Raw genomic sequence first — 17,547 nt, forward strand, 5'->3', positions numbered from 1 at the left:
AGGTCGGCGCGAAGCGCCGGGTGAGGGCTTTCTCCTCTGGGGGAATCCCACCGCGGAGGCACCCTCTCCCCAACCCTCTCCCGCAAGCGGGAGAGGGGGCGCACTTCTCGCGAGGCAACGATCACGCCTAACAACACCTCGCTCTATTCCTCGAACCCGTTCGGCATGCCCGCTTTCGCTAGCGCCGCGGCACGCGCCTTCGTCCAGCCTTCGAGGAACGCCTTGTCGTCCGACGGCGGATTGGACTTGCCGTAATCGGCCCAGGCGGCCGCCAGCACCTCCTGCCGCTTGATCAGCTGGTTGTTGTGTGCCTCCTGAGCGTCGCTCCATTGGCCGGCCTCTTTCAACGCCTTCACCGCGCCGGGATGCACCGGCACCACCCAGTTCTTGGTCTGGCGGTTGGCCGCGAGTCCGCCGGCGCCGGGCGCGGAGTCCTTATAAGCGTCGTAGTTGACGATCATCGCCTTGGTGATCGCATAGACCTGGTCGGCCGGTTGCGAGGCGTAGGCGACGAAGATCGGGTAGGGATAATTGCCGAGCTCGATCGGCTTCTCCGGCGAGATGCCGGCACCGCAGGTCGCCAGCTGCGGGAAGAAGAACGAGCCGACCTTCTGCATCCGCGCCCAACCTTCCTTGTCCTTGGCGGGCAGCGGCGGCCAGATCAACCCGCGCGGCGAAGCCTCGGCCTCCTTGGCGGGACCGGTGATGGTGGTGCCGAAGGCGGCATCGACGTCGTTGTTGATCAGCCCTTTCCACATCGCGCCGTAGCTGGCGAATTCGACAGCCTTGACGTCCTTCTGCGTCAGCCCGGCGAAGGCGAGCACCGCGAGCGAGTTCTGGTTCAGCGCGGGTGAGCCGACCACGAAGCCGACGCGCTTGCCCTTGAGGTCCTTCAGCTCCTTCACGCCGGTGTCGGCGGCCACCGCAAGCGAGGCGCAATTGCAGTCGACGGTCGAGAGCAGGGTCTGCAGCGGCTGCGGACCCCATTCCTTCGAGCCGAACTCGAACACGCCTTCCTGCGCGAAGTAGGTGCCCGACCCCATCGCCGCGGAAACCGCGCGCTTGGCGCGCAGCGGCGCGAGGCGCGCGACGTCGTTGCCTGCGGGGAGCACGCGCACGTCGGTGCCGTACTTGTCCTTCATCATCTTGCCGACGCCGACCGCTATGTTGAATCCGGCGGTGCCGGTGTCATAGGCGGTGAAGGTCAATGTCGCCGGCAGCTTGATGTCTTCGGCGAACGAATAGCGTGTAGACGCAAAAGAAATGCCCGCCACCAGAGCAGGCGCGAGCACGAGCAGCCCACGAAGCATGTTTCCCTCCAATGATCTTCGCTTTGCCGCGAAGATTTTCATTCTTTGTTTGAAACAACGTTTTGTTTGAAACCGATCATGTCACCGCGATCAAGCGATGGCAACGCCATACAGCGCGCGTGGGAATGCGACTGACACATTGTCGCGGAAAAGACCGGATAAGACGCTCAGCTCGCGACGATCGCTATCGCCTGTCCCTCCGCAACGACGTCATCGACCTTTACCAGAAGCGATGTGATGGTGCCGTTTGCGGGCGAGGGCACTGGGATCTCCATCTTCATCGCTTCGACCACCACAACGTCATCGCCATCCGCGACGGTTCCTCCAACTTGCACGGGAGTTGCGCAGATGCGTCCCGCGACCTCCGTGACGATCTTAATTTCTGGCATGCCATCGCCTTTTTGTTGTCGTCGCAAAATGCCTGAGGTAGCGTCGTCTGCAAGTGGAATTTAATTCCGCACAGCGGAACACAACGGTAGGGATCATGGGACGACGTTCGGAGCGGTTGAGCAGGCAAGGTGCGCTCGCTGGCGAAGCCGGTGAGGGTGATGTGATCCAGGTGGTGTCGCGCGCGTTCGACGTATTACGATGCTTCGAGGGCCACGAGGCGCGACTCGGCAATCTCGAGATTTCAAATCGCTGCGGTCTGCCGCGCTCGACGGTATCGCGGCTCACGCATACGCTGACCCGCATGGGCCAGCTCGTGTATCTCCCGCGCGACCAGAAGTATCGCATCGGCCCGAGCGCGGTGGCGATGAGTGCTTCGATGATGAAGGGCGCGCAGCTGCGCAGCATGATTCGCCAGCGGCTGCAGGAAGTCGCCGAGCAGCTGCCGGGCACGGTCGGCTTCGTCGTCCCCGACCGCTTCCATCTCGTCTATCTCCAGTTCGCGCGTTCGGCGACGGCGCTCGGCTTGCACGAGGGCACCGGCAGCCGCATCTCGATGGCCTCGACCGCCGCGGGCGCGGCCTACACCGCGGCGCTCGCGCCGGAAGTCGGTGATGCCTTCGTCGCGGACATGGAGCGGGAAGCCCCCGAAGCTGCGAAGATTCTCAAGCCCCGCATCGAGGCCAACCGGCAGATGTTGCGCGAGCGCGGCTATGTCGTCGCCTGCGGCCTCTGGAGCCCGCACATCAACGGTCTCGCGGTGCCGATCTGGTCGCCGCAGTACCAGACCTTCGTGGTCATCACGATCGGTCTTCTGTCGGCGATGTATGACGAGCAGCGTCTGCACGAGGAAGTCGCGCCGATGATGCTCCAGCTTGGCCGCTCGCTCGGCAGCCTGATGGAAGGCGCGGAAGGCGACGCCTTCAACAACCGTATCTCGCGTAAGCCGGTCGCCATGGCCGTGCACAACAATAACAAGCCGATCCATTCGGAGGGAGTGAATGAACTGGAAGCCGGAACTCGACGAGCTCGCCCGGCGCGAAGCCTTTGCGCGGGAGATGGGCGGCGTTGACAAGGTCAAGCGACAGCATGACCAGGGCCGGCTGACTGTTCGGGAGCGTATCGACAAGCTGATCGACAAAGGCAGCTTTCACGAGATCGGTGCCGTCTCCGGCATCGGTGAGTACGATTCCAGCGGCGATCTGAAGAAGCTCACGCCGGCTAATTGCGTGTTCGGCCGCGCGCGCGTCGACGGCCGCACATTGGTCGTGGTCGGCGACGATTTCACCGTGCGCGGCGGCTCGGCGGATGCGTCGATCTCGGCCAAGCCGCTGATGGCGGAGGAGATGGCGCACGATTTCCGGCTGCCCATCGTCCGCATCATCGAAGGCTCCGGCGGCGGCGGCTCGGTCAAGACCATCGAGACCAAGGGCGCGGCCAATCTGCCCGGCGGCATCGGCGGCACGCGCTGGTATCGCTTCACGACGGAAAATCTGTCGCGCGTGCCCGTGGTCGCGCTCGGCCTCGGCTCGGTGGCAGGCCTTGGCGCCGCGCGTCTTGCCGCCAGCCATTACTCCATCATGACGCGGAAGTCCGCGATGTTCGTCGCGGGTCCGCCGGTGGTGAAGGCGCTGGGGCAGGACCTTACCAAGGAGGAGCTCGGCGGCGCCGATATCCAGACCCGCGCCGGCGCGGTGGATCATGCGGTCGACACCGAGGAGGAGGCGTTCGCCTGCGCGCGGCGCTTCCTCTCCTACCTGCCGTCATCGGCCTACGAGCTGCCGCCGACCTTGCCCTGCACCGACAGCCCCGAGCGCAGCGACGAAGCGCTGATGAACGCAGTGCCGCGTAACCGCAAGCAGGTCTACAAGATGCGGCCCATCATCGAGTCCGTCGTCGACAAGGGCTCGTTCTTCGAGGTCGCCAAGAACTTCGGCAAGCCGATCATTGTCGGCCTTGCGCGGCTCGAGGGCAGGGCGGTGCTGCTGCTCGCCAGCGACAGCTTCCACTATGGCGGATCCTGGACCGCGGATGCCTGCCAGAAAGTGGTGCGCTGGGTCGACTTCGCCGAGACCTTCCACCTGCCGGTCGTCTATCTCATGGATTGCCCCGGCTTCATGATCGGCCTCGATGCGGAGAAGGCGGCCACCATTCGCCACGGCGTGCGTGCCATGGCGGCGGTGAACCAGACCACCGTGCCCTGGTGCACCGTGATCCTGCGCAACGCGTTCGGCGTCGCCGGTGTCGTGCACCAGCCGGCCGACCGCTTCTCGATCCGCTATGCCTGGCCCTCGGCCTATTGGGGCTCGCTGCCGCTCGAAGGCGGCATCGAAGCCGCCTACCGCGCCGACATCGACGCGGCGGAAGACAAGGCGGCGAAGCTGAAGGAGATCGAGGAGCGGCTCAACAAGCTCCGCTCGCCGTTCCGCTCGGCCGAAAAATTCTGGGTCGAGGAGATCATCGATCCCAGGAAGACGCGATCGCTCCTGTGCGAGTTTGCCCGGCTCGCGGAGCCGCTGCGAAAGCCGGGGCCGCCGGAGAATATGACGATCAGGCCGTAGCATCCTTGTGCCAAGTCATGACGCTCGTGCCCCGGACGCAGCGCGCCGCTGCCCTGGCGATGCGAAGCATCGTCCAGTTCAGCGGTGCGCTGCAGAGCCGGGGCCCATGCCACAGCGAATCTGGAGCCTCCTGGGTCCCGGCTCAGCGCCGCAACGCTTGAAGCGTTGCAGTGCGTCCGGGACACGAGGTGCGGCATCGACACAATCCAAGACACTTCCACGGCAAAACAATAACGCGCTAAGCTCCGCCAACAAGAACAAGAGGAAGCGCCAATCGTGTACGACTTCATCATCGTGGGCGGCGGCTCGGCGGGGTCCGTGCTGGCCCACCGGCTCTCCGCCAGGAGCGCCAACAAGGTCCTGCTCTGCGAAGCCGGTCAGGACACGCCACCCGGCAACGAGCCAGCCGAAATCAGGGACAGCTATCCCGGCACCGCCTATTTCGATCCGCGCTTTCACTGGACCGAGCTCAAGGTGACGACCCAGGTCGTCAGCCACAACAATCCCGAGGAGTCGCGGCCTCCTTTGCGCAAATACGAGCAGGCGCGCGTGCTGGGCGGGGGCTCGTCGATCAACGGGCAGATGGCCAACCGCGGCGCGCCGACCGACTACGATGAATGGGAGGCGCGCGGCGCCGAGGGGTGGTCGTGGGCTGACGTGCTGCCGTTCTTCAAGAAGGTGGAGCGCGACCTCGATTTCGACGGACCGTATCACGGCAAGGACGGAAGTATCCCTGTCCGCCGCATCCCGCGCGAGCACTGGACGCGGCATTCGGAGGCATTCGCGCAGGCCTTCCAGCAGGCCGGCCATCAATTCGTGGCCGACCAGAACGGCGAATTCGTCGACGGCTTCTTCCCGGTGACGCATTCCAATCAGGCCGAGCAGCGCGTCTCGGCCGCGATGGGGTATCTCGATCGCGACACCCGCGCGCGTGCGAACCTTGCGATCTCCACCAACACGCAGGTACGAGAGCTGCTGTTCGAAGGCACGCGCTGCGTCGGCGTGAAGGCGATGGTCGACGGCCGCGAGCAGGAATTCCGCGGACGCGAGATCATCCTCTCGAGCGGCGCCATTCATTCGCCGGCGCATATGCTCCGCGCCGGCATCGGTCCCGTCGGTCACCTCAAGGACCTGGGCATTCCCGTGCTGGCGGCCTTGCCGGGCGTCGGCCAACGCCTGATGGATCATCCCTCGATCTCGCTGTCGTCCTTTGTCCGCCGCGGCGCGCGCATGAACGAGCACACCAGGCGTCACATGCAGCTCGGCCTGCGGTACTCCTCCGGGCTGCCTGATGTGCCCAAGGGCGACATGTTCGTCGTCGTCATCAGCAAATCGGCCTGGCACGCCGTCGGCGCGCAGATCGGCTCGCTCCTGACCTTCGTCAACAAGACCTATTCCGAGACCGGACAGGTCAGGCTCGCCTCGCGCGATCCTTCGGCAGAGCCGATCGTCGAGTTCAACCTGCTGTCCGACCGCCGCGATCTCGATCGCCTGATGAGCGGTTTCCGCAAGATGGCAGCGATCCAGATGAGCGAGGTGGTCAGGAAGGTGACGGACAAGCCGTTTCCGGCCGCATATACCGATCGCGTCCGCAAGATCGGCGTGGTCAACACCAGGAACAAGATTCTCACCACGATCGCCGCGACCCTGATGGACGGGCCGGCGGCGCTGCGTCACTACATGATCGACAATTTCGTCGTCGAAGGCTTCACCTTCGATCAGGTGATGAACGACGACGAGGCGCTGGAAGCCTTCGTGCGCAAGGCGACGATCGGCGTCTGGCACGCCTCGTGCTCGTGCCGCATGGGCCGCACTGAGGATCCGATGGCGGTGGTCGACAATCAGGGCCGCGTCAAGGGCGTGCAGGGCCTGCGCGTCGTCGATGCCTCGATCTTCCCGGTGGTGCCATGCGCCAACACCAACTTTCCGGTGTTGATGTCGGCGGAGAAGATCGCGGCCGCAATGATGCAATGAGCGGCAGCGAGTTCTGGCGATCCGGGCAGTGCGGTGAGGAGGAGCGCTGATGGATACTTGGTTGCATGCCGCCAGCTTGACGCGCTGATCGAGCATTCGAGCGCTGCGAGTTAATCATCTCAGGCGCTACGTGTAGGCTATGAGATCGTGCAGTCGTGGCGCGCGATCGCAGCCAGTTTCAGCCGCGCTTTAGGCCCATTTCAGCCAAACTGTTATTGGTCTCTTTGCCCGGGGCAGGGTCTCTCATTTGGAGTCCTGCAATGTTCAAGCGAGTATTTTCTGCGTGCGTCCTCGTTATCCTGGGTTCTGTCGCTTCGGAAGCGCGCCCTTATCGCATTCATCAAGCTCCTGAATGCAACGTCACCATGCCCTGCGACTTCTCCTACTCGCAGGCGCGACGCGAGCGGGCTGCGAGGCCCTCACTGGCTTCCAGATCTTCGTTGATTTCCAGGCCCTCACTGCAAGCGTATCGCTCGACACAACTGACGGTGACTGATGCTGGGAGCACGACCACGCCGGCGGTCGTCTCCGGTGCCCACGGCACTCGCATTGTCGGTGGCCGTCCGGCCGGTTGCCCTTCGTCGTTCTGCGGCTGCGGCGCGGCTCTGCGCGTGTTCGGCCGTATCGTGCCGGAATTAAATCTTGCGTCCAATTGGCTCCGCTTTCCCAGGACAACACCCGCACCGGGAATGGTTGCTGCGCGACGAGGACACGTGTTCGTCCTTGAGCAGCACCTCGGAGGCGACGTCTGGATGGCCTATGACGCCAACTCGGGTGGGCGCGCGACGCGAATCCACGCGCGTTCGCTGCGAGGGTATACGATTGTCAACCCGCGCGGTGGCTCGGTGGCTTGAGGCCAGCGGATAGCACTCCAAAAACGGCGGACGGGTCGCAACATCTTTGCGACCCGCCAACGCCGAACGCCGAGCCGATCACAGCCGGAGTACCTTGCCGGGATTCATGATGTTGTGCGGATCGAGCGCGCGTTTGATGGTGCGCATGATGTCGAGCTCGGTCTTCGAGCGGTAGTGGCTGAGCTCGTCGAGCTTGTCGATGCCAATGCCGTGCTCCGCCGAGATCGAGCCGCCCATGGAGGTGACGAGATCGTTCACAGCGCGCGTGATGGCGGCCGCGTATTGGTTTAGCGTCTGCTGGTCCATGCCCTTCGGCCCCATGAACGAAAAGTGCAGATTGCCGTCGCCGATATGGCCGAGCGGATAGGGCCGAATGGTCGGGAGAATGTCGAGCACGGCCTTGAGGCCCTTGTCGATGAACTCCGGGATTCTGGAGATCGCCACCGACACGTCGAAACTGATCCCCGGTCCCTCGGCGCGGGAGGCCTCCGCCATGGCTTCGCGGATGCGCCACATGTTGCGCGATTGACCGAATGTGTGCGCGATCGTCGCATCCAGCACGCGGCCGGCTTCGAGCTGATCGGTGAGAAACTGCTCCATCTTGCCGGACATGCCCTCGGTTCCGTCCTGCCGCGGGCGCGCCGACGACCATTCCAGCAGCAGGTACCAGGGCGTATCCGCCTTCAGCGGATCCTGCGTGCCGGGAATGTGGCGCAGGGAAAGGTCGATGGCCGCCCGGCTGAGCAGCTCGCAGGAGCCGACATTGTCCTCGGATGCCGCGTGCGCCTCGGACAGGATTTCCAGCGCCGCGCGGGGATCGCGGATCGCCAGCCACGCCGTGCAGACGTCCTTCGGTGCCGGCCACAGCTTGAGCACGGCCTTGGTGATGATGCCCAGCGTCCCCTCGGCGCCCATGAACAGGTGCTTGAGGTCGTAGCCGGTGTTGTCCTTCTTGAGCGCGCGCAATCCGTCCCAGACCTCGCCATTCGGCAGCACGACCTCGAGCCCCAGCACGAGATTGCGGGCATTGCCGTAGCGCAGCACCTGCACGCCGCCGGCGTTGGTGGAGAGATTGCCGCCGATCATGCAGGAGCCCTGGGCACCGAGGCTCAGCGGCAGGAAGCGGTCGTGCTCGCTTGCGGTCTCCTGAAGCGTCTGTAACACGCAGCCGGCCTCGACCGTCATCGAATAGCCGACGGGATCGACATCCAGCACGCGGTTCATCCGGCCGAGCGACAGCACGATGCCGGTGTGCGCAGGCCAGGGCGTCGCCCCGCCCATCAGGCCGGTGTTGCCGCCCTGCGGCACGATCGCGACGCCGTGCTCGTGGCAGAGCCGGACCACTTTCGAGACCTCCTCGGTGCTGCCAGGGCGAACGACGGCTCCGGCGTTGCCGACCAGCAATCCCCGCCAATCCGTCACAAACGGCTGCTTGCCATGCTCGTCCTCGATCAGGCCTTTGTCGCCGACGATCGCGCGCAACGCATCGCGCAATGGTTCGGTCACGGGAGCGGTCGGGATGGTGGGCAGGGACGTCGGGAGCGGCATTTGTTTCCTCTGGCACATCTTTGTGTGTACTGAGCGCGCGAAGCGCCGCAGCCATTGTCCACGTTTAGGCTGCCGAGTCTAACGGCAATGCGCCACGCGTGTGGGGAGTTTGGGTCGGCCTGACCGCTTGGAACGGTCCGCAGCAGCACGACGTTTGCTTCTCGGCACAACAGGAGAGCCGCATGGCGAAGGTTGACGAGGAGCTCATCCGGGTGAGAGCCCACCAGCTTTGGGAACTCGCAGGCAAGCCGGAGGGCCGCCAGGACGAGTTCTGGCGAGAAGCCGAGCGCGAATTATCAAACGACGCCGGCGCAAATGCCGAAGAATCCTCAAAGACTTTCACGGAGTAATCCGCGAGCGAACGGTCTCGCGCTATCGGGCTTCAACCAGCTGGCGGGCATTGGCCATGGCTGCGCCCGAAGCGGTGTTGTCGAAAATGCACCAGACCGAGGCCGCCGCGCATCCGGCCAGCCGCACCTTGAGCGCCGCCAAGGCAGCCGCGTCATAGCTGGAATAATAGACCCTCGGTGAACCGTGAAGCCGAAAATAGGCCAGCCCGGTCCAGCCGCCGGGCGCAGCGCCATTGGCGGCACGCGGTGGATCCGCGGCCACCCGCGCGACGCCTCGTTGCGCCAGCCAGTCGTCGGCCGGCCTGGTGAACCAGCTCGCGTGCCGTGGCTCGCAAACCACCGGCACCTGCCCCCCTTTCTGCAGCGCTATTACGAGCTTCCCGGCGCCGCGCCTTGCGAAGATTGTCGACGAAGGCAATTGCAGCAGCAGCACGCCGAGCTTTTGCCCAAGGCCGGAAATCTCCTCGCAGAACCGATCGACGTCCGCGCGATCGAACCTCAGCTCCGGCGCATGGCTGATCGATTGCGGGACCTTGACCGCAAAACGGAAGCCGGCCGGCACCGCAGCGCTCCATCGCTCATATGTCGTGCGCCGATGCGGACGATAGAACGACGTGTTGATCTCGGTGCAGTTCAGCACTGAGGCGTAGCGCTCAAGGTGGGAGCCCTCGGCCTTGAACGCATCCGCATGCTGGGACGGCACGTTCCATCCCGCCGTGCCAATCCGAAGGGCATGCTTGCGCGTCCGTCCAGGCCTGTCTGTCATCGCCACAGCATAGGAGGCATCTTTGCGGCGTGGTCATGTCGGAACGATTTGGCCCGCCTTCACGACACTGCGGGGCTCTGTTTCTTCTGTCAAACCGGAAGGCAGAAGACGTGGTTCCTTCTCACGCCATCGCCACTTGCGGCTTCGGCTGCCGCGACAGCGCCAGCACGATCAGGGCCGCGAACACGCAGAGCGCGCCGGCGATGAAGAAGGCGGGCAGGTAGCTCTGGTAGACTGTGCGCGAGAACCCCGCGCCGAACGCCGCGGCGCCGGCGCCGAGCTGATGGCCGGCGAATATCCAGCCGAACACCAGATTGGCGCGCTCGGGCCCGAACTTTTGCGCGGTGAGCCGCACCGTCGGCGGCACCGTCGCGATCCAGTCGAGACCATAGAACATCGCGAAGACCGAGAGGCCGTAGAAGGAGAAATCGCTGAACGGCAGGAAGATCAGCGAGAGCCCGCGCAGGCCGTAGTACCAGAACAGGAGCCAGCGATTGTCGTAGCGGTCGGACAGCCAGCCCGACATGATCGTGCCGAAGAAGTCGAAGATGCCCATCGCCGCCAGCAGGCTCGCCGCCTGCACCTGCGGGATGCCGAAATCGAGGCACATCGGGATCAGGTGCACCTGCACCAGCCCGTTGGTGGAGGCGCCGCAGATGAAGAAGGTCGCGAACAGGATCCAGAACGTCATCGACGTCGAGGCGTCGCGCAGCGTGCCGAGTGCAACGCCCGTGATCGAGCCGTGGCTGACGGGCGGCGCGGGCAAGGGTGCGGTGCCTTCGTCGCCGAACGGCTTCAGGCCGACGTCGCTGGGGCGGTCACGCATCGCGAGCAGCACGGCCAGCGCGGAAACACCGAGCATGATGCAGACGAGACCGAGCGCGAGGCGCCAGCCATAGCGCTCGGTGAGGCTTGCCAGCAGCGGCAGGAACACGAGCTGGCCGGTGGCAACGCTCGCCGTCATGATGCCGATGACGAGGCCGCGTCGTGCCGCGAACCAGCGCGTGGCGATGGTCGCGCCGAGCACCAAGGCCGTCATGCCGGTGCCGATCCCGATCACCACGCCCCAGAGGGCAATGAGCTGCCAGACCTCCGTCATGCCGAGCGAGAGCACGAGCGCCGAGACCACGATCAGCTGGGCGGCCAGCGTGACGTTGCGCAGGCCATAGCGGTTGAGCAGGGCGGCCGCGAACGGCGCCATCAGTCCGAACAGGATGAAGCGGATCGACAGCGCGGACGAGATCTCCGCCGTGCTCCAGCCGAACTCCTTCTGCAGGGGAACGATGAACACGCCGGGCGCGCCGACCGTGCCGGCGCTGATCAGCGCGGTGAGGAAAGTCACGCCGACCATCACCCAACCGTAATGAATGTTACGGCGGGACAGTGCTGCCGCGAGCCAGTTCGAGATCATTGGGCCTCAACATTGATGGGCAGGCCGAGACAGACCTGCGTCAGTCTAGAGAATGACACGGGATGTATCTGTCGCAAATGACAGAGTTCCCTCGTTTCCGGACGTCCGCGTCAGCGGCGTTCCACCGCGATGGCCGTGGCTTCACCGCCGCCGATGCAGAGTGCGGCGATGCCGCGCTTGAGGTTGTTGGCCTCCAGCGCATGCAGCAGCGTCACGATCAGCCGCGCGCCGGTGGCGCCGATCGGGTGGCCCAGCGCGCAGGCGCCGCCATTGACGTTCAGCTTGTCGCGGGGAATGCCGAGGTCGCGCTGCGCCGCCATCGCCACCACGGCAAAGGCCTCGTTGATCTCGAACAGGTCGACGTTGCCCGCGCTCCAGCCGACCTTGTCCAGCAGCTTGCGGATCGCCGGGATCGGCGCCGTGGTGAACCATTGCGGCTCCTGGCTATGGGTGGCGTGGCCCTTGATCTCGGCGAGAACAGGCAGGCCGCCCCGGTCGGCAAGCGCGCGCTTCGTCAGCACCAGCGCGGCGGCGCCGTCGGCATTGGCGGAGGAGGCGGCCGGCGTGATGGTGCCGTTGGCGCGGAACGCCGGCTTCAATCCGGGGATCTTGGCGGGGTCGACCTTGAGCGGATGCTCGTCATTGGCGATCACGCGCGGTCCGGCCTTTTCGGTCAGCGTGATCGGCGCAATCTCGGCCTTGAACGCGCCGCCCTCGACGGCCTTGCGGGCGCGGCTCAGCGTCTCCATCGCATAGGCGTCCTGATCCTTGCGGGTGAATTGATAGGCTTCCGCCGTGGCTTCGCCGAAATCGCCCATGGAACGGCCGGTCTCGTAGGCGTCCTCCAGGCCGTCCATCATCATGTGGTCGATGATGCGGTCGTGGCCGACGCGATAGCCGCCGCGCGCCTTGGCGAGCAGGTAGGGCGCGTTGCTCATGCTCTCCATGCCGCCGGAGACGACGATGTCGGCCGAGCCGGCGCGGATGATGTCGTGCGCCAGCATGGTCGCCTTCATGCCGGAACCGCAGACCTTGTTGACGGTGGTGGCACCGGTCGCATCAGGCAGACCGGCGCTGCGTGCGGCCTGGCGCGCCGGCGCCTGGCCTTGGCCTGCCGGCAGCACGCAGCCCATGAAGACCTCGTCGACCTTCTCGGGCGCGAGCTTGGCGCGTTCGAGCACCGCCCCGATTACGTGTGAGCCGAGCTTGTGGGCCGGGAGCGGCGACAACTCGCCCATGAAGCGGCCGAGCGGGGTGCGTGCGGCGGAGACGATGACGACGGGATCGGCGGCTTCGGCCATGACGAGAACTCCCTGGCGATGACGTGTAAGATGATGACCATCATATGATGCGGCGCAAAAAATGCAACCGCGGTTGGGATGAGAAAATGTCGTGGGTCGGATGAGATTTGGTCACTCCCTCGTCCGTGTCCCGGACGCGGCGCGACGTGCAACGTTGCGACGCAGAGCCGGGACCCAGATCGCGCCGACCTCATCGGTGCATGGGCCCCGGCTCAGCAGCGCACCGCCAAGCGGGCGCTGCGCTGCGTCCGGGGCACGGCAACCTGCATCCTACCGCTTCCGGTTGACAAACGCGCCCATCAGCCGCGTCGGCTCGTCCGTCAGGAATGACTCGCCGAACACTTTCACGCTCAAATTCACCGACTCGGTCAGCGGCAGTTCCTCCCATTGCCGCAGCAGCGCCTTTTGCGAGCGCAGCGCCTCGGGGCCGCATTCGAGCAAGGCCTTCACTAGATGCTCGACCTCGGCATCGAGCTCGCCGGGCGCAGCGACCTTGTCGACCAGGCCCCATGCCAGCGCCGTGGCTGCATCGATGTTCTCCGCCGTCATCACCAGCCAGCGCGCGCGGGCCCAACCGATCAGGCGCGGCAACAGCGCGGCATGGATCACCGAGGGGATGCCGACACGCACCTCGGGCATGCCGAAATGGGCATCATGCGCGGCGACGCGGAAGTCGCAGGCCGCCGCCACTTCGAGCCCGCCGCCGAGGCACCAGCCCGGCATGCGTGCGATGATCGGGGCAGGGAAGGCGCGCACCGCCTCGCAGAGATCGCGCAGGCGGCTGATGAAGGCCTCGGCGGATATCTGGTCGAGCCCGGCCATCTCCTTGATGTCGGCTCCGCCGATCAGGCTCTTCTCGCTCTGTCCGCGCAGCACCACGACGCGGATGCTGCGGTCGGATGCGAACTGCTGCAGGCCTTCGCGCACGGCGTCGGTCACGGGCGAGCCGAGGATGTTGAGCGGGCCGGCGTTGCAGATCGCGACATGAACGACGCCGCGCGCATCGCGCGTCACGCCGCAATGATTGTTGAGCATTTCCATCGTGGGATCTCGAAAGGTTTCGTGGACATGCGCGGGGCGCGCCGGTCGGGATCACTTCCGGGCCGAAACGTACGTCTTGTCAAGCGGCGGGGAGGGCGGGTTGCCAGCGTGAAGTCCGTGGCATAGTATGACGAATATCATCTAAAGAGGCTGCCATGACCGGTGACGATCAACCCGACCTGTTTTCGCCCGCGCAGAGGCGGGAACGCGTAGTGGACTGGCAGGTGCCTGCGCCGGTGGCGCGGGCGGCGATGGGCCTGTCGGGCATGGATGCCATGCTGGGCATCCGTGACGGCCGCCTGCCGCCGCCGCCCTTCGCCAAGCTGATAGGTTTCACCATGGCCGTGGTCGAGCCGGGCCGTATCGTCATGGAACTGCAGCCGCGCGAGGATCTCGAAAACACCATCGGTCTTCTCCACGGCGCGACCGCCGCGGCGCTGCTCGATACCGCGATGGGATGTGCCATCTCGACCCGGCTCGAGGCCGGACAAAGCTCGGTGACCCTCGATCTGAAGCTGACGTTTCTCCGCCCCCTGTCGGTTCGCTCGGGGCTGATCTCGGCCGAGGGCAAGATCATCAAGCTGGGGCGGCAGACCAGCTATACCGAGGGTTTCGTTCGCGACGGGAAGGGGGCCCTCGCGGTGCACGCAACTGCAACGTTCTCCATGATCGGAAGCAACTTGACATGAATTAATGCACCCATCGCGGCATTTGCGTGTTATGAGATGATCTCCGACATTCAATGAGATCCGCATGCGCTATTCCCGGGAACACAAGCAGGAAACCCACGATCGCATCGTGAAGAAGGCCTCGGTGCGGCTGCGGGAGAAGGGCGCCCACGGTATCGGCGTCGCCGACCTCATGAAGGAGGCCGGCCTGACCCACGGCGGCTTTTACGCGCATTTCGATTCCCGCGAGGCGCTGGTGATCGAGGCTTTTGCCTACGCGATGGACCGTTCGATGGAACACTGGCGCAAGCTCACCGGCGAGGTCGCTCCGGAAAAGCGGCTGGCGCTGATCGCGGAAAGCTATTTGTCCACGCTGCATCGCGACAATCCCGGTCACGGCTGCTCGATTCCCGCGCTGGGAGCCGAGATCGCCCGCGAGAGTCCGAAGACACGCAAGGCCTTTGCCGGCAAGCTGGATGAGATGATCGAGGCCCTGACCGACACCATCCCGAACATGCCCCGCAAGGCGGCACGCAAGCAGGCGATCGCGACGCTCGCGACGATGGCCGGAACCATGCTGCTGGCGCGCATCGCCGGCTCGAGCGAATTGTCCGACGAGATGCTGAAGGCCGGCCGGGACCACGCGCTCGAGGGAGCGAAGCGTGAGTCGAAGGTGGCGGCCGCGAAGAAGGCGAAACAGAACTAGGCGAAATGCCGTGTAGGGTGGGTTAGCCATGCGATTGCGCGAAGCGCATTCGCTTGGCGTAACCCACCACTGTGTTCGTCCGCGGAGACGGAAGAGGTGGGTTACGCCTTCGGCTAACCCACCCTACGAGACCGCCGTTCACCGCCCAGCAAACAACGCCCGCTCGCGCTCGACAATCTCCGAGATGTAATCCGCCACGGCCCTGATCCGCGCCAGGTCCTTACTGTCGGCGTGCATCAGCATCCAGAACGTCCGCGTGATCGAGATCTCTTCGGGCAGCACGGCGACAAGCTGCGGATAGTCGCTCGCCATGAAATGCGGCAGCACCGCGATGCCGAAGCCGGAGAGGGTGGCGTTGAGCTGCGCGATCAGATTGGCGCTGCGGAAGCGCGCCGAGATCCGCGGCGACACCTGCGGCAGATAGTCGAGCTCAGGCGTGAACAAGAGTTCCTCGATGTAGCCGACGAAGCGGTGCTGCGTCAGATCCTGCCGCGAGGCGATTTTCGGGAAGCGGTCGAGATAGGCGGGGGCTGCGTAGAGCCCGAGGCGGTAGTCGAGCAGCTTGCGCCCGACGATGCGACCTTCCTTCGGCATGGTCAGGCTGATGGCGATGTCGGCCTCGCGCTTGGAGAGGCTGAACAGCCGCGCGGTTGCTACAAGTTGCAAGTCGAGATCGGGATAGCGGTCCGCGAACGGCGTCAGCCGCGGCGCCAGGAAGGCGGTGCCGAACCCATCAGGCGCGCCGATCCGCACCGTCCCGGTCAGCCGCGCCACGGAGCCGCCGACCTGCTCCTGATTGGCAACAATGGTCGATTCCATGGCTTCGGCGCTGTCGGCGACGCGCTGGCCGGCCTCGGTGAGGAGGTAGCCGGTCTTGCGCCGGTCGAACAGCTTGGCCGAGAGGTGCTTCTCCAGCCGGTCGACGCGGCGGATCACGGTGGCATGGTCGACCCCCAGCTGTTTTGCCGCAGCCGACACCGAGCCGCCCCGCACGATGGCCAGCACGAAGCGAAAGTCGTCCCAATCGATAGCGCCTTGATCCAGCATTTTCGCACATCTATGGTGCATTATCTCAGACTTGAATCCTATAAAATGCAGGTCAATAGGATTTGTCAAAGCGACCACGCTCGCCTGAAGGAGACCATTCCATGCGTTCAATCGGACATTTCATCGGTGGCAAGGAGGTCAAGGGCACCTCGGGCCGCACTGCCGACGTCTTCGAGCCGATGACCGGTGACGTCCAGGCCAAGGTGGCGCTGGCGTCCAAGGCCGAAGTCCGCGCCGCTGTCGAGAACGCGCGCGCGGCACAGCCCGAATGGGCCGCGACCAATCCGCAGCGCCGCGCCCGCGTCATGATGAAATTTGTGGAGCTGGTCCAGCGCGATTACGACAAGCTCGCCGAGCTGCTCGCGCGCGAGCACGGCAAGACCGTCCCCGACGCCAAGGGCGACATCCAGCGCGGCCTAGAAGTCGCGGAATTCGCTTGCGGCATTCCGCATCTGATGAAGGGCGAATACACCGAAGGCGCTGGCCCCGGCATCGACATCTATTCGATGCGCCAGCCGCTCGGCGTCGTCGCAGGCATCACGCCGTTCAATTTCCCGGCGATGATCCCGATGTGGAAGTTTGCGCCGGCGATCGCCTGCGGCAACGCTTTCATTCTCAAGCCCTCGGAGCGCGACCCCGGCGTGCCGATGCTGCTCGCTGAACTCATGATAGAAGCGGGCCTGCCGGCCGGCATCCTCAACGTCGTCAACGGCGACAAGGAGGCGGTCGACGCCATCCTCGACGATCCCGACATCAAGGCCATCGGCTTCGTCGGCTCGACGCCGATCGCGCAATACATCTACGAGCGCGCCGCGCAGACCGGCAAGCGCTGCCAGTGCTTCGGCGGCGCCAAGAACCACGCCATCGTCATGCCGGACGCGGACATGGACCAGGCCGTCGACGCGCTGATCGGCGCCGGCTACGGCTCGGCCGGCGAGCGCTGCATGGCCGTTTCCGTCGCGGTCCCCGTCGGCAAGTCCACCGCCGACCGCCTGATGGAAAAGCTGATCCCGCGCGTCGAGTCGCTCAAGATCGGCACCTCGATCGATCCGTCGGCCGACTATGGTCCGCTCGTGACCCGCGAGGCGGTCGAGAAGGTCAAGAGCTACATCGACATCGGCGTCAAGGAAGGCGCGACGCTCGCCGTCGACGGCCGCGGCTTCAAGATGCAGGGCTACGAGAACGGCTTCTATCTCGGCGGTTCGCTGTTCGACAACGTCACCAAGGACATGCGGATCTACAAGGAAGAGATCTTTGGCCCGGTGCTCTCGGTGGTGCGCGCGCACGACTACAAGGAGGCGCTGGCGCTGCCTTCCGACCACGATTACGGCAACGGCGTTGCCATCTTCACCCGCGACGGCGATGCCGCGCGCGACTTCGCGGCCAGAGTCAACGTCGGCATGGTCGGCATCAACGTGCCGATCCCGGTGCCGATCGCTTATTACACCTTCGGCGGCTGGAAGAAGTCGGGCTTCGGCGATCTCAACCAGCACGGCCCGGATTCGATCCGCTTCTACACCAAGACCAAGACGGTGACCTCGCGCTGGCCGTCCGGCGTCAAGGAAGGTGCGGAGTTCTCGATCCCGCTGATGAAGTAAGGCTGTAGCCCAGCCTGTCATTGCG

15 protein-coding genes are annotated in these 17,547 nt (G+C 65.1%); 7 read left to right on the top strand and 8 right to left on the bottom strand.

What is annotated here, in order from left to right:
* Positions 1–143 precede the first annotated feature (143 nt).
* Together I6F21_RS03040 and I6F21_RS03045 are read right to left on the bottom strand one after the other, a co-directional pair.
* Positions 144–1,310 (bottom strand): TAXI family TRAP transporter solute-binding subunit, encoded by a 1,167-nt coding sequence (locus I6F21_RS03040; protein ID WP_036001123.1) that lies wholly within the window; start codon positions 1,308–1,310, stop codon positions 144–146.
* 167 nt (positions 1,311–1,477) lie between these two features.
* Positions 1,478–1,699 carry a biotin/lipoyl-containing protein gene (locus I6F21_RS03045; RefSeq protein ID WP_036001120.1) on the bottom strand — a complete coding sequence of 74 codons (222 nt, stop codon included), beginning with the start codon at positions 1,697–1,699 and terminating at the stop codon, positions 1,478–1,480.
* A 95-nt stretch (positions 1,700–1,794) separates the two neighbouring features.
* Between I6F21_RS03045 and I6F21_RS03050 the strand changes: the two genes are divergently transcribed.
* The 3 genes from I6F21_RS03050 to I6F21_RS03060 all read left to right on the top strand — a co-directional run bounded on the left by I6F21_RS03050 (position 1,795) and on the right by I6F21_RS03060 (position 6,232).
* Entirely contained in the window at positions 1,795–2,769 is a 975-nt protein-coding gene (locus tag I6F21_RS03050) for a helix-turn-helix domain-containing protein (protein ID WP_225182804.1), read from the top strand.
* Positions 2,699–4,258, top strand: coding sequence for a carboxyl transferase domain-containing protein (locus tag I6F21_RS03055; RefSeq protein ID WP_225140187.1), 1,560 nt, complete (start codon positions 2,699–2,701; stop codon positions 4,256–4,258). Before I6F21_RS03050 ends, I6F21_RS03055 begins: the two co-directional genes overlap by 71 nt.
* A 276-nt stretch (positions 4,259–4,534) precedes the next feature.
* Positions 4,535–6,232, top strand: coding sequence for a GMC oxidoreductase (locus tag I6F21_RS03060; protein WP_225140188.1), 1,698 nt, complete (start codon positions 4,535–4,537; stop codon positions 6,230–6,232).
* 932 nt (positions 6,233–7,164) lie between these two features.
* Here the strand turns inward: I6F21_RS03060 and I6F21_RS03065 are convergent.
* Positions 7,165–8,634 carry an FAD-binding oxidoreductase gene (locus I6F21_RS03065; protein ID WP_225140189.1) on the bottom strand — a complete coding sequence of 490 codons (1,470 nt, stop codon included), beginning with the start codon at positions 8,632–8,634 and terminating at the stop codon, positions 7,165–7,167.
* A gap of 182 nt (positions 8,635–8,816) precedes the next feature.
* Here I6F21_RS03065 and I6F21_RS03070 point away from each other — a divergent pair, with 182 nt between their 5' ends.
* Positions 8,817–8,984, top strand: a complete 168-nt coding sequence (locus tag I6F21_RS03070) for a DUF2934 domain-containing protein (protein WP_081494475.1) — start codon at positions 8,817–8,819, stop codon at positions 8,982–8,984.
* Positions 8,985–9,006: 22 nt separating this feature from the next.
* Here the strand turns inward: I6F21_RS03070 and I6F21_RS03075 are convergent, their stop codons facing one another.
* The 4 genes from I6F21_RS03075 to I6F21_RS03090 form a co-directional block, all read right to left on the bottom strand.
* The gene (locus I6F21_RS03075; RefSeq protein ID WP_225132888.1) at positions 9,007–9,687 is read right to left on the bottom strand and encodes a DUF72 domain-containing protein; all 681 of its coding nucleotides are present in this window, start codon (positions 9,685–9,687) and stop codon (positions 9,007–9,009) included.
* Positions 9,688–9,871: 184 nt separating this feature from the next.
* Positions 9,872–11,161: an MFS transporter gene (locus tag I6F21_RS03080; RefSeq protein WP_225140190.1), complete on the bottom strand. Its 1,290-nt coding sequence runs from the start codon at positions 11,159–11,161 to the stop codon at positions 9,872–9,874.
* Positions 11,162–11,271: 110 nt separating this feature from the next.
* Positions 11,272–12,462 carry an acetyl-CoA C-acyltransferase gene (locus tag I6F21_RS03085; RefSeq protein WP_225140191.1) on the bottom strand — a complete coding sequence of 397 codons (1,191 nt, stop codon included), beginning with the start codon at positions 12,460–12,462 and terminating at the stop codon, positions 11,272–11,274.
* A 270-nt stretch (positions 12,463–12,732) separates the two neighbouring features.
* Entirely contained in the window at positions 12,733–13,503 is a 771-nt protein-coding gene (locus I6F21_RS03090) for an enoyl-CoA hydratase (RefSeq protein WP_225140192.1), read from the bottom strand.
* 155 nt (positions 13,504–13,658) lie between these two features.
* Here I6F21_RS03090 and I6F21_RS03095 point away from each other — a divergent pair, with 155 nt between their 5' ends.
* Both I6F21_RS03095 and I6F21_RS03100 read left to right on the top strand, forming a co-directional pair.
* Positions 13,659–14,192 (top strand): PaaI family thioesterase, encoded by a 534-nt coding sequence (locus tag I6F21_RS03095; RefSeq protein ID WP_192893237.1) that lies wholly within the window; start codon positions 13,659–13,661, stop codon positions 14,190–14,192.
* Positions 14,193–14,256: 64 nt separating this feature from the next.
* Positions 14,257–14,877 carry a TetR/AcrR family transcriptional regulator gene (locus I6F21_RS03100; protein ID WP_036001077.1) on the top strand — a complete coding sequence of 207 codons (621 nt, stop codon included), beginning with the start codon at positions 14,257–14,259 and terminating at the stop codon, positions 14,875–14,877.
* Positions 14,878–15,015: 138 nt separating this feature from the next.
* On the opposite strand, the gene I6F21_RS03105 is transcribed toward I6F21_RS03100, so the two are convergent.
* A complete protein-coding gene (locus tag I6F21_RS03105) occupies positions 15,016–15,924 on the bottom strand; it encodes a LysR family transcriptional regulator (protein ID WP_036001074.1) in 909 nt (302 codons plus the stop codon).
* Positions 15,925–16,025: 101 nt separating this feature from the next.
* Between I6F21_RS03105 and I6F21_RS03110 the strand changes: the two genes are divergently transcribed.
* The gene (locus I6F21_RS03110; RefSeq protein WP_225140193.1) at positions 16,026–17,522 is read left to right on the top strand and encodes a CoA-acylating methylmalonate-semialdehyde dehydrogenase; all 1,497 of its coding nucleotides are present in this window, start codon (positions 16,026–16,028) and stop codon (positions 17,520–17,522) included.
* Positions 17,523–17,547: the final 25 nt, after the last annotated feature.

The sequence above is a fragment of the Bradyrhizobium sp. NBAIM03 genome, from assembly GCF_020194055.1.
Classification (GTDB): Bacteria; Pseudomonadota; Alphaproteobacteria; order Rhizobiales; family Xanthobacteraceae; genus Bradyrhizobium; species Bradyrhizobium yuanmingense.

Excerpts from the sequence above, each read along its gene's own strand:
- I6F21_RS03040 (WP_036001123.1), bottom strand. The coding sequence starts at position 1,310 with ATGCTTCGTGGGCTGCTCGTGCTCGCGCCTGCTCTGGTGGCGGGCATT.
- I6F21_RS03045 (WP_036001120.1), bottom strand. The coding sequence starts at position 1,699 with ATGCCAGAAATTAAGATCGTCACGGAGGTCGCGGGACGCATCTGCGCA.
- I6F21_RS03050 (WP_225182804.1), top strand. The coding sequence starts at position 1,795 with ATGGGACGACGTTCGGAGCGGTTGAGCAGGCAAGGTGCGCTCGCTGGC.
- I6F21_RS03055 (WP_225140187.1), top strand. The coding sequence starts at position 2,699 with ATGAACTGGAAGCCGGAACTCGACGAGCTCGCCCGGCGCGAAGCCTTT.
- I6F21_RS03065 (WP_225140189.1), bottom strand. The coding sequence starts at position 8,634 with ATGCCGCTCCCGACGTCCCTGCCCACCATCCCGACCGCTCCCGTGACC.
- I6F21_RS03070 (WP_081494475.1), top strand. The coding sequence starts at position 8,817 with ATGGCGAAGGTTGACGAGGAGCTCATCCGGGTGAGAGCCCACCAGCTT.
- I6F21_RS03080 (WP_225140190.1), bottom strand. The coding sequence starts at position 11,161 with ATGATCTCGAACTGGCTCGCGGCAGCACTGTCCCGCCGTAACATTCAT.
- I6F21_RS03085 (WP_225140191.1), bottom strand. The coding sequence starts at position 12,462 with ATGGCCGAAGCCGCCGATCCCGTCGTCATCGTCTCCGCCGCACGCACC.
- I6F21_RS03090 (WP_225140192.1), bottom strand. The coding sequence starts at position 13,503 with ATGGAAATGCTCAACAATCATTGCGGCGTGACGCGCGATGCGCGCGGC.
- I6F21_RS03095 (WP_192893237.1), top strand. The coding sequence starts at position 13,659 with ATGACCGGTGACGATCAACCCGACCTGTTTTCGCCCGCGCAGAGGCGG.
- I6F21_RS03100 (WP_036001077.1), top strand. The coding sequence starts at position 14,257 with ATGCGCTATTCCCGGGAACACAAGCAGGAAACCCACGATCGCATCGTG.
- I6F21_RS03105 (WP_036001074.1), bottom strand. The coding sequence starts at position 15,924 with ATGCTGGATCAAGGCGCTATCGATTGGGACGACTTTCGCTTCGTGCTG.
- I6F21_RS03110 (WP_225140193.1), top strand. The coding sequence starts at position 16,026 with ATGCGTTCAATCGGACATTTCATCGGTGGCAAGGAGGTCAAGGGCACC.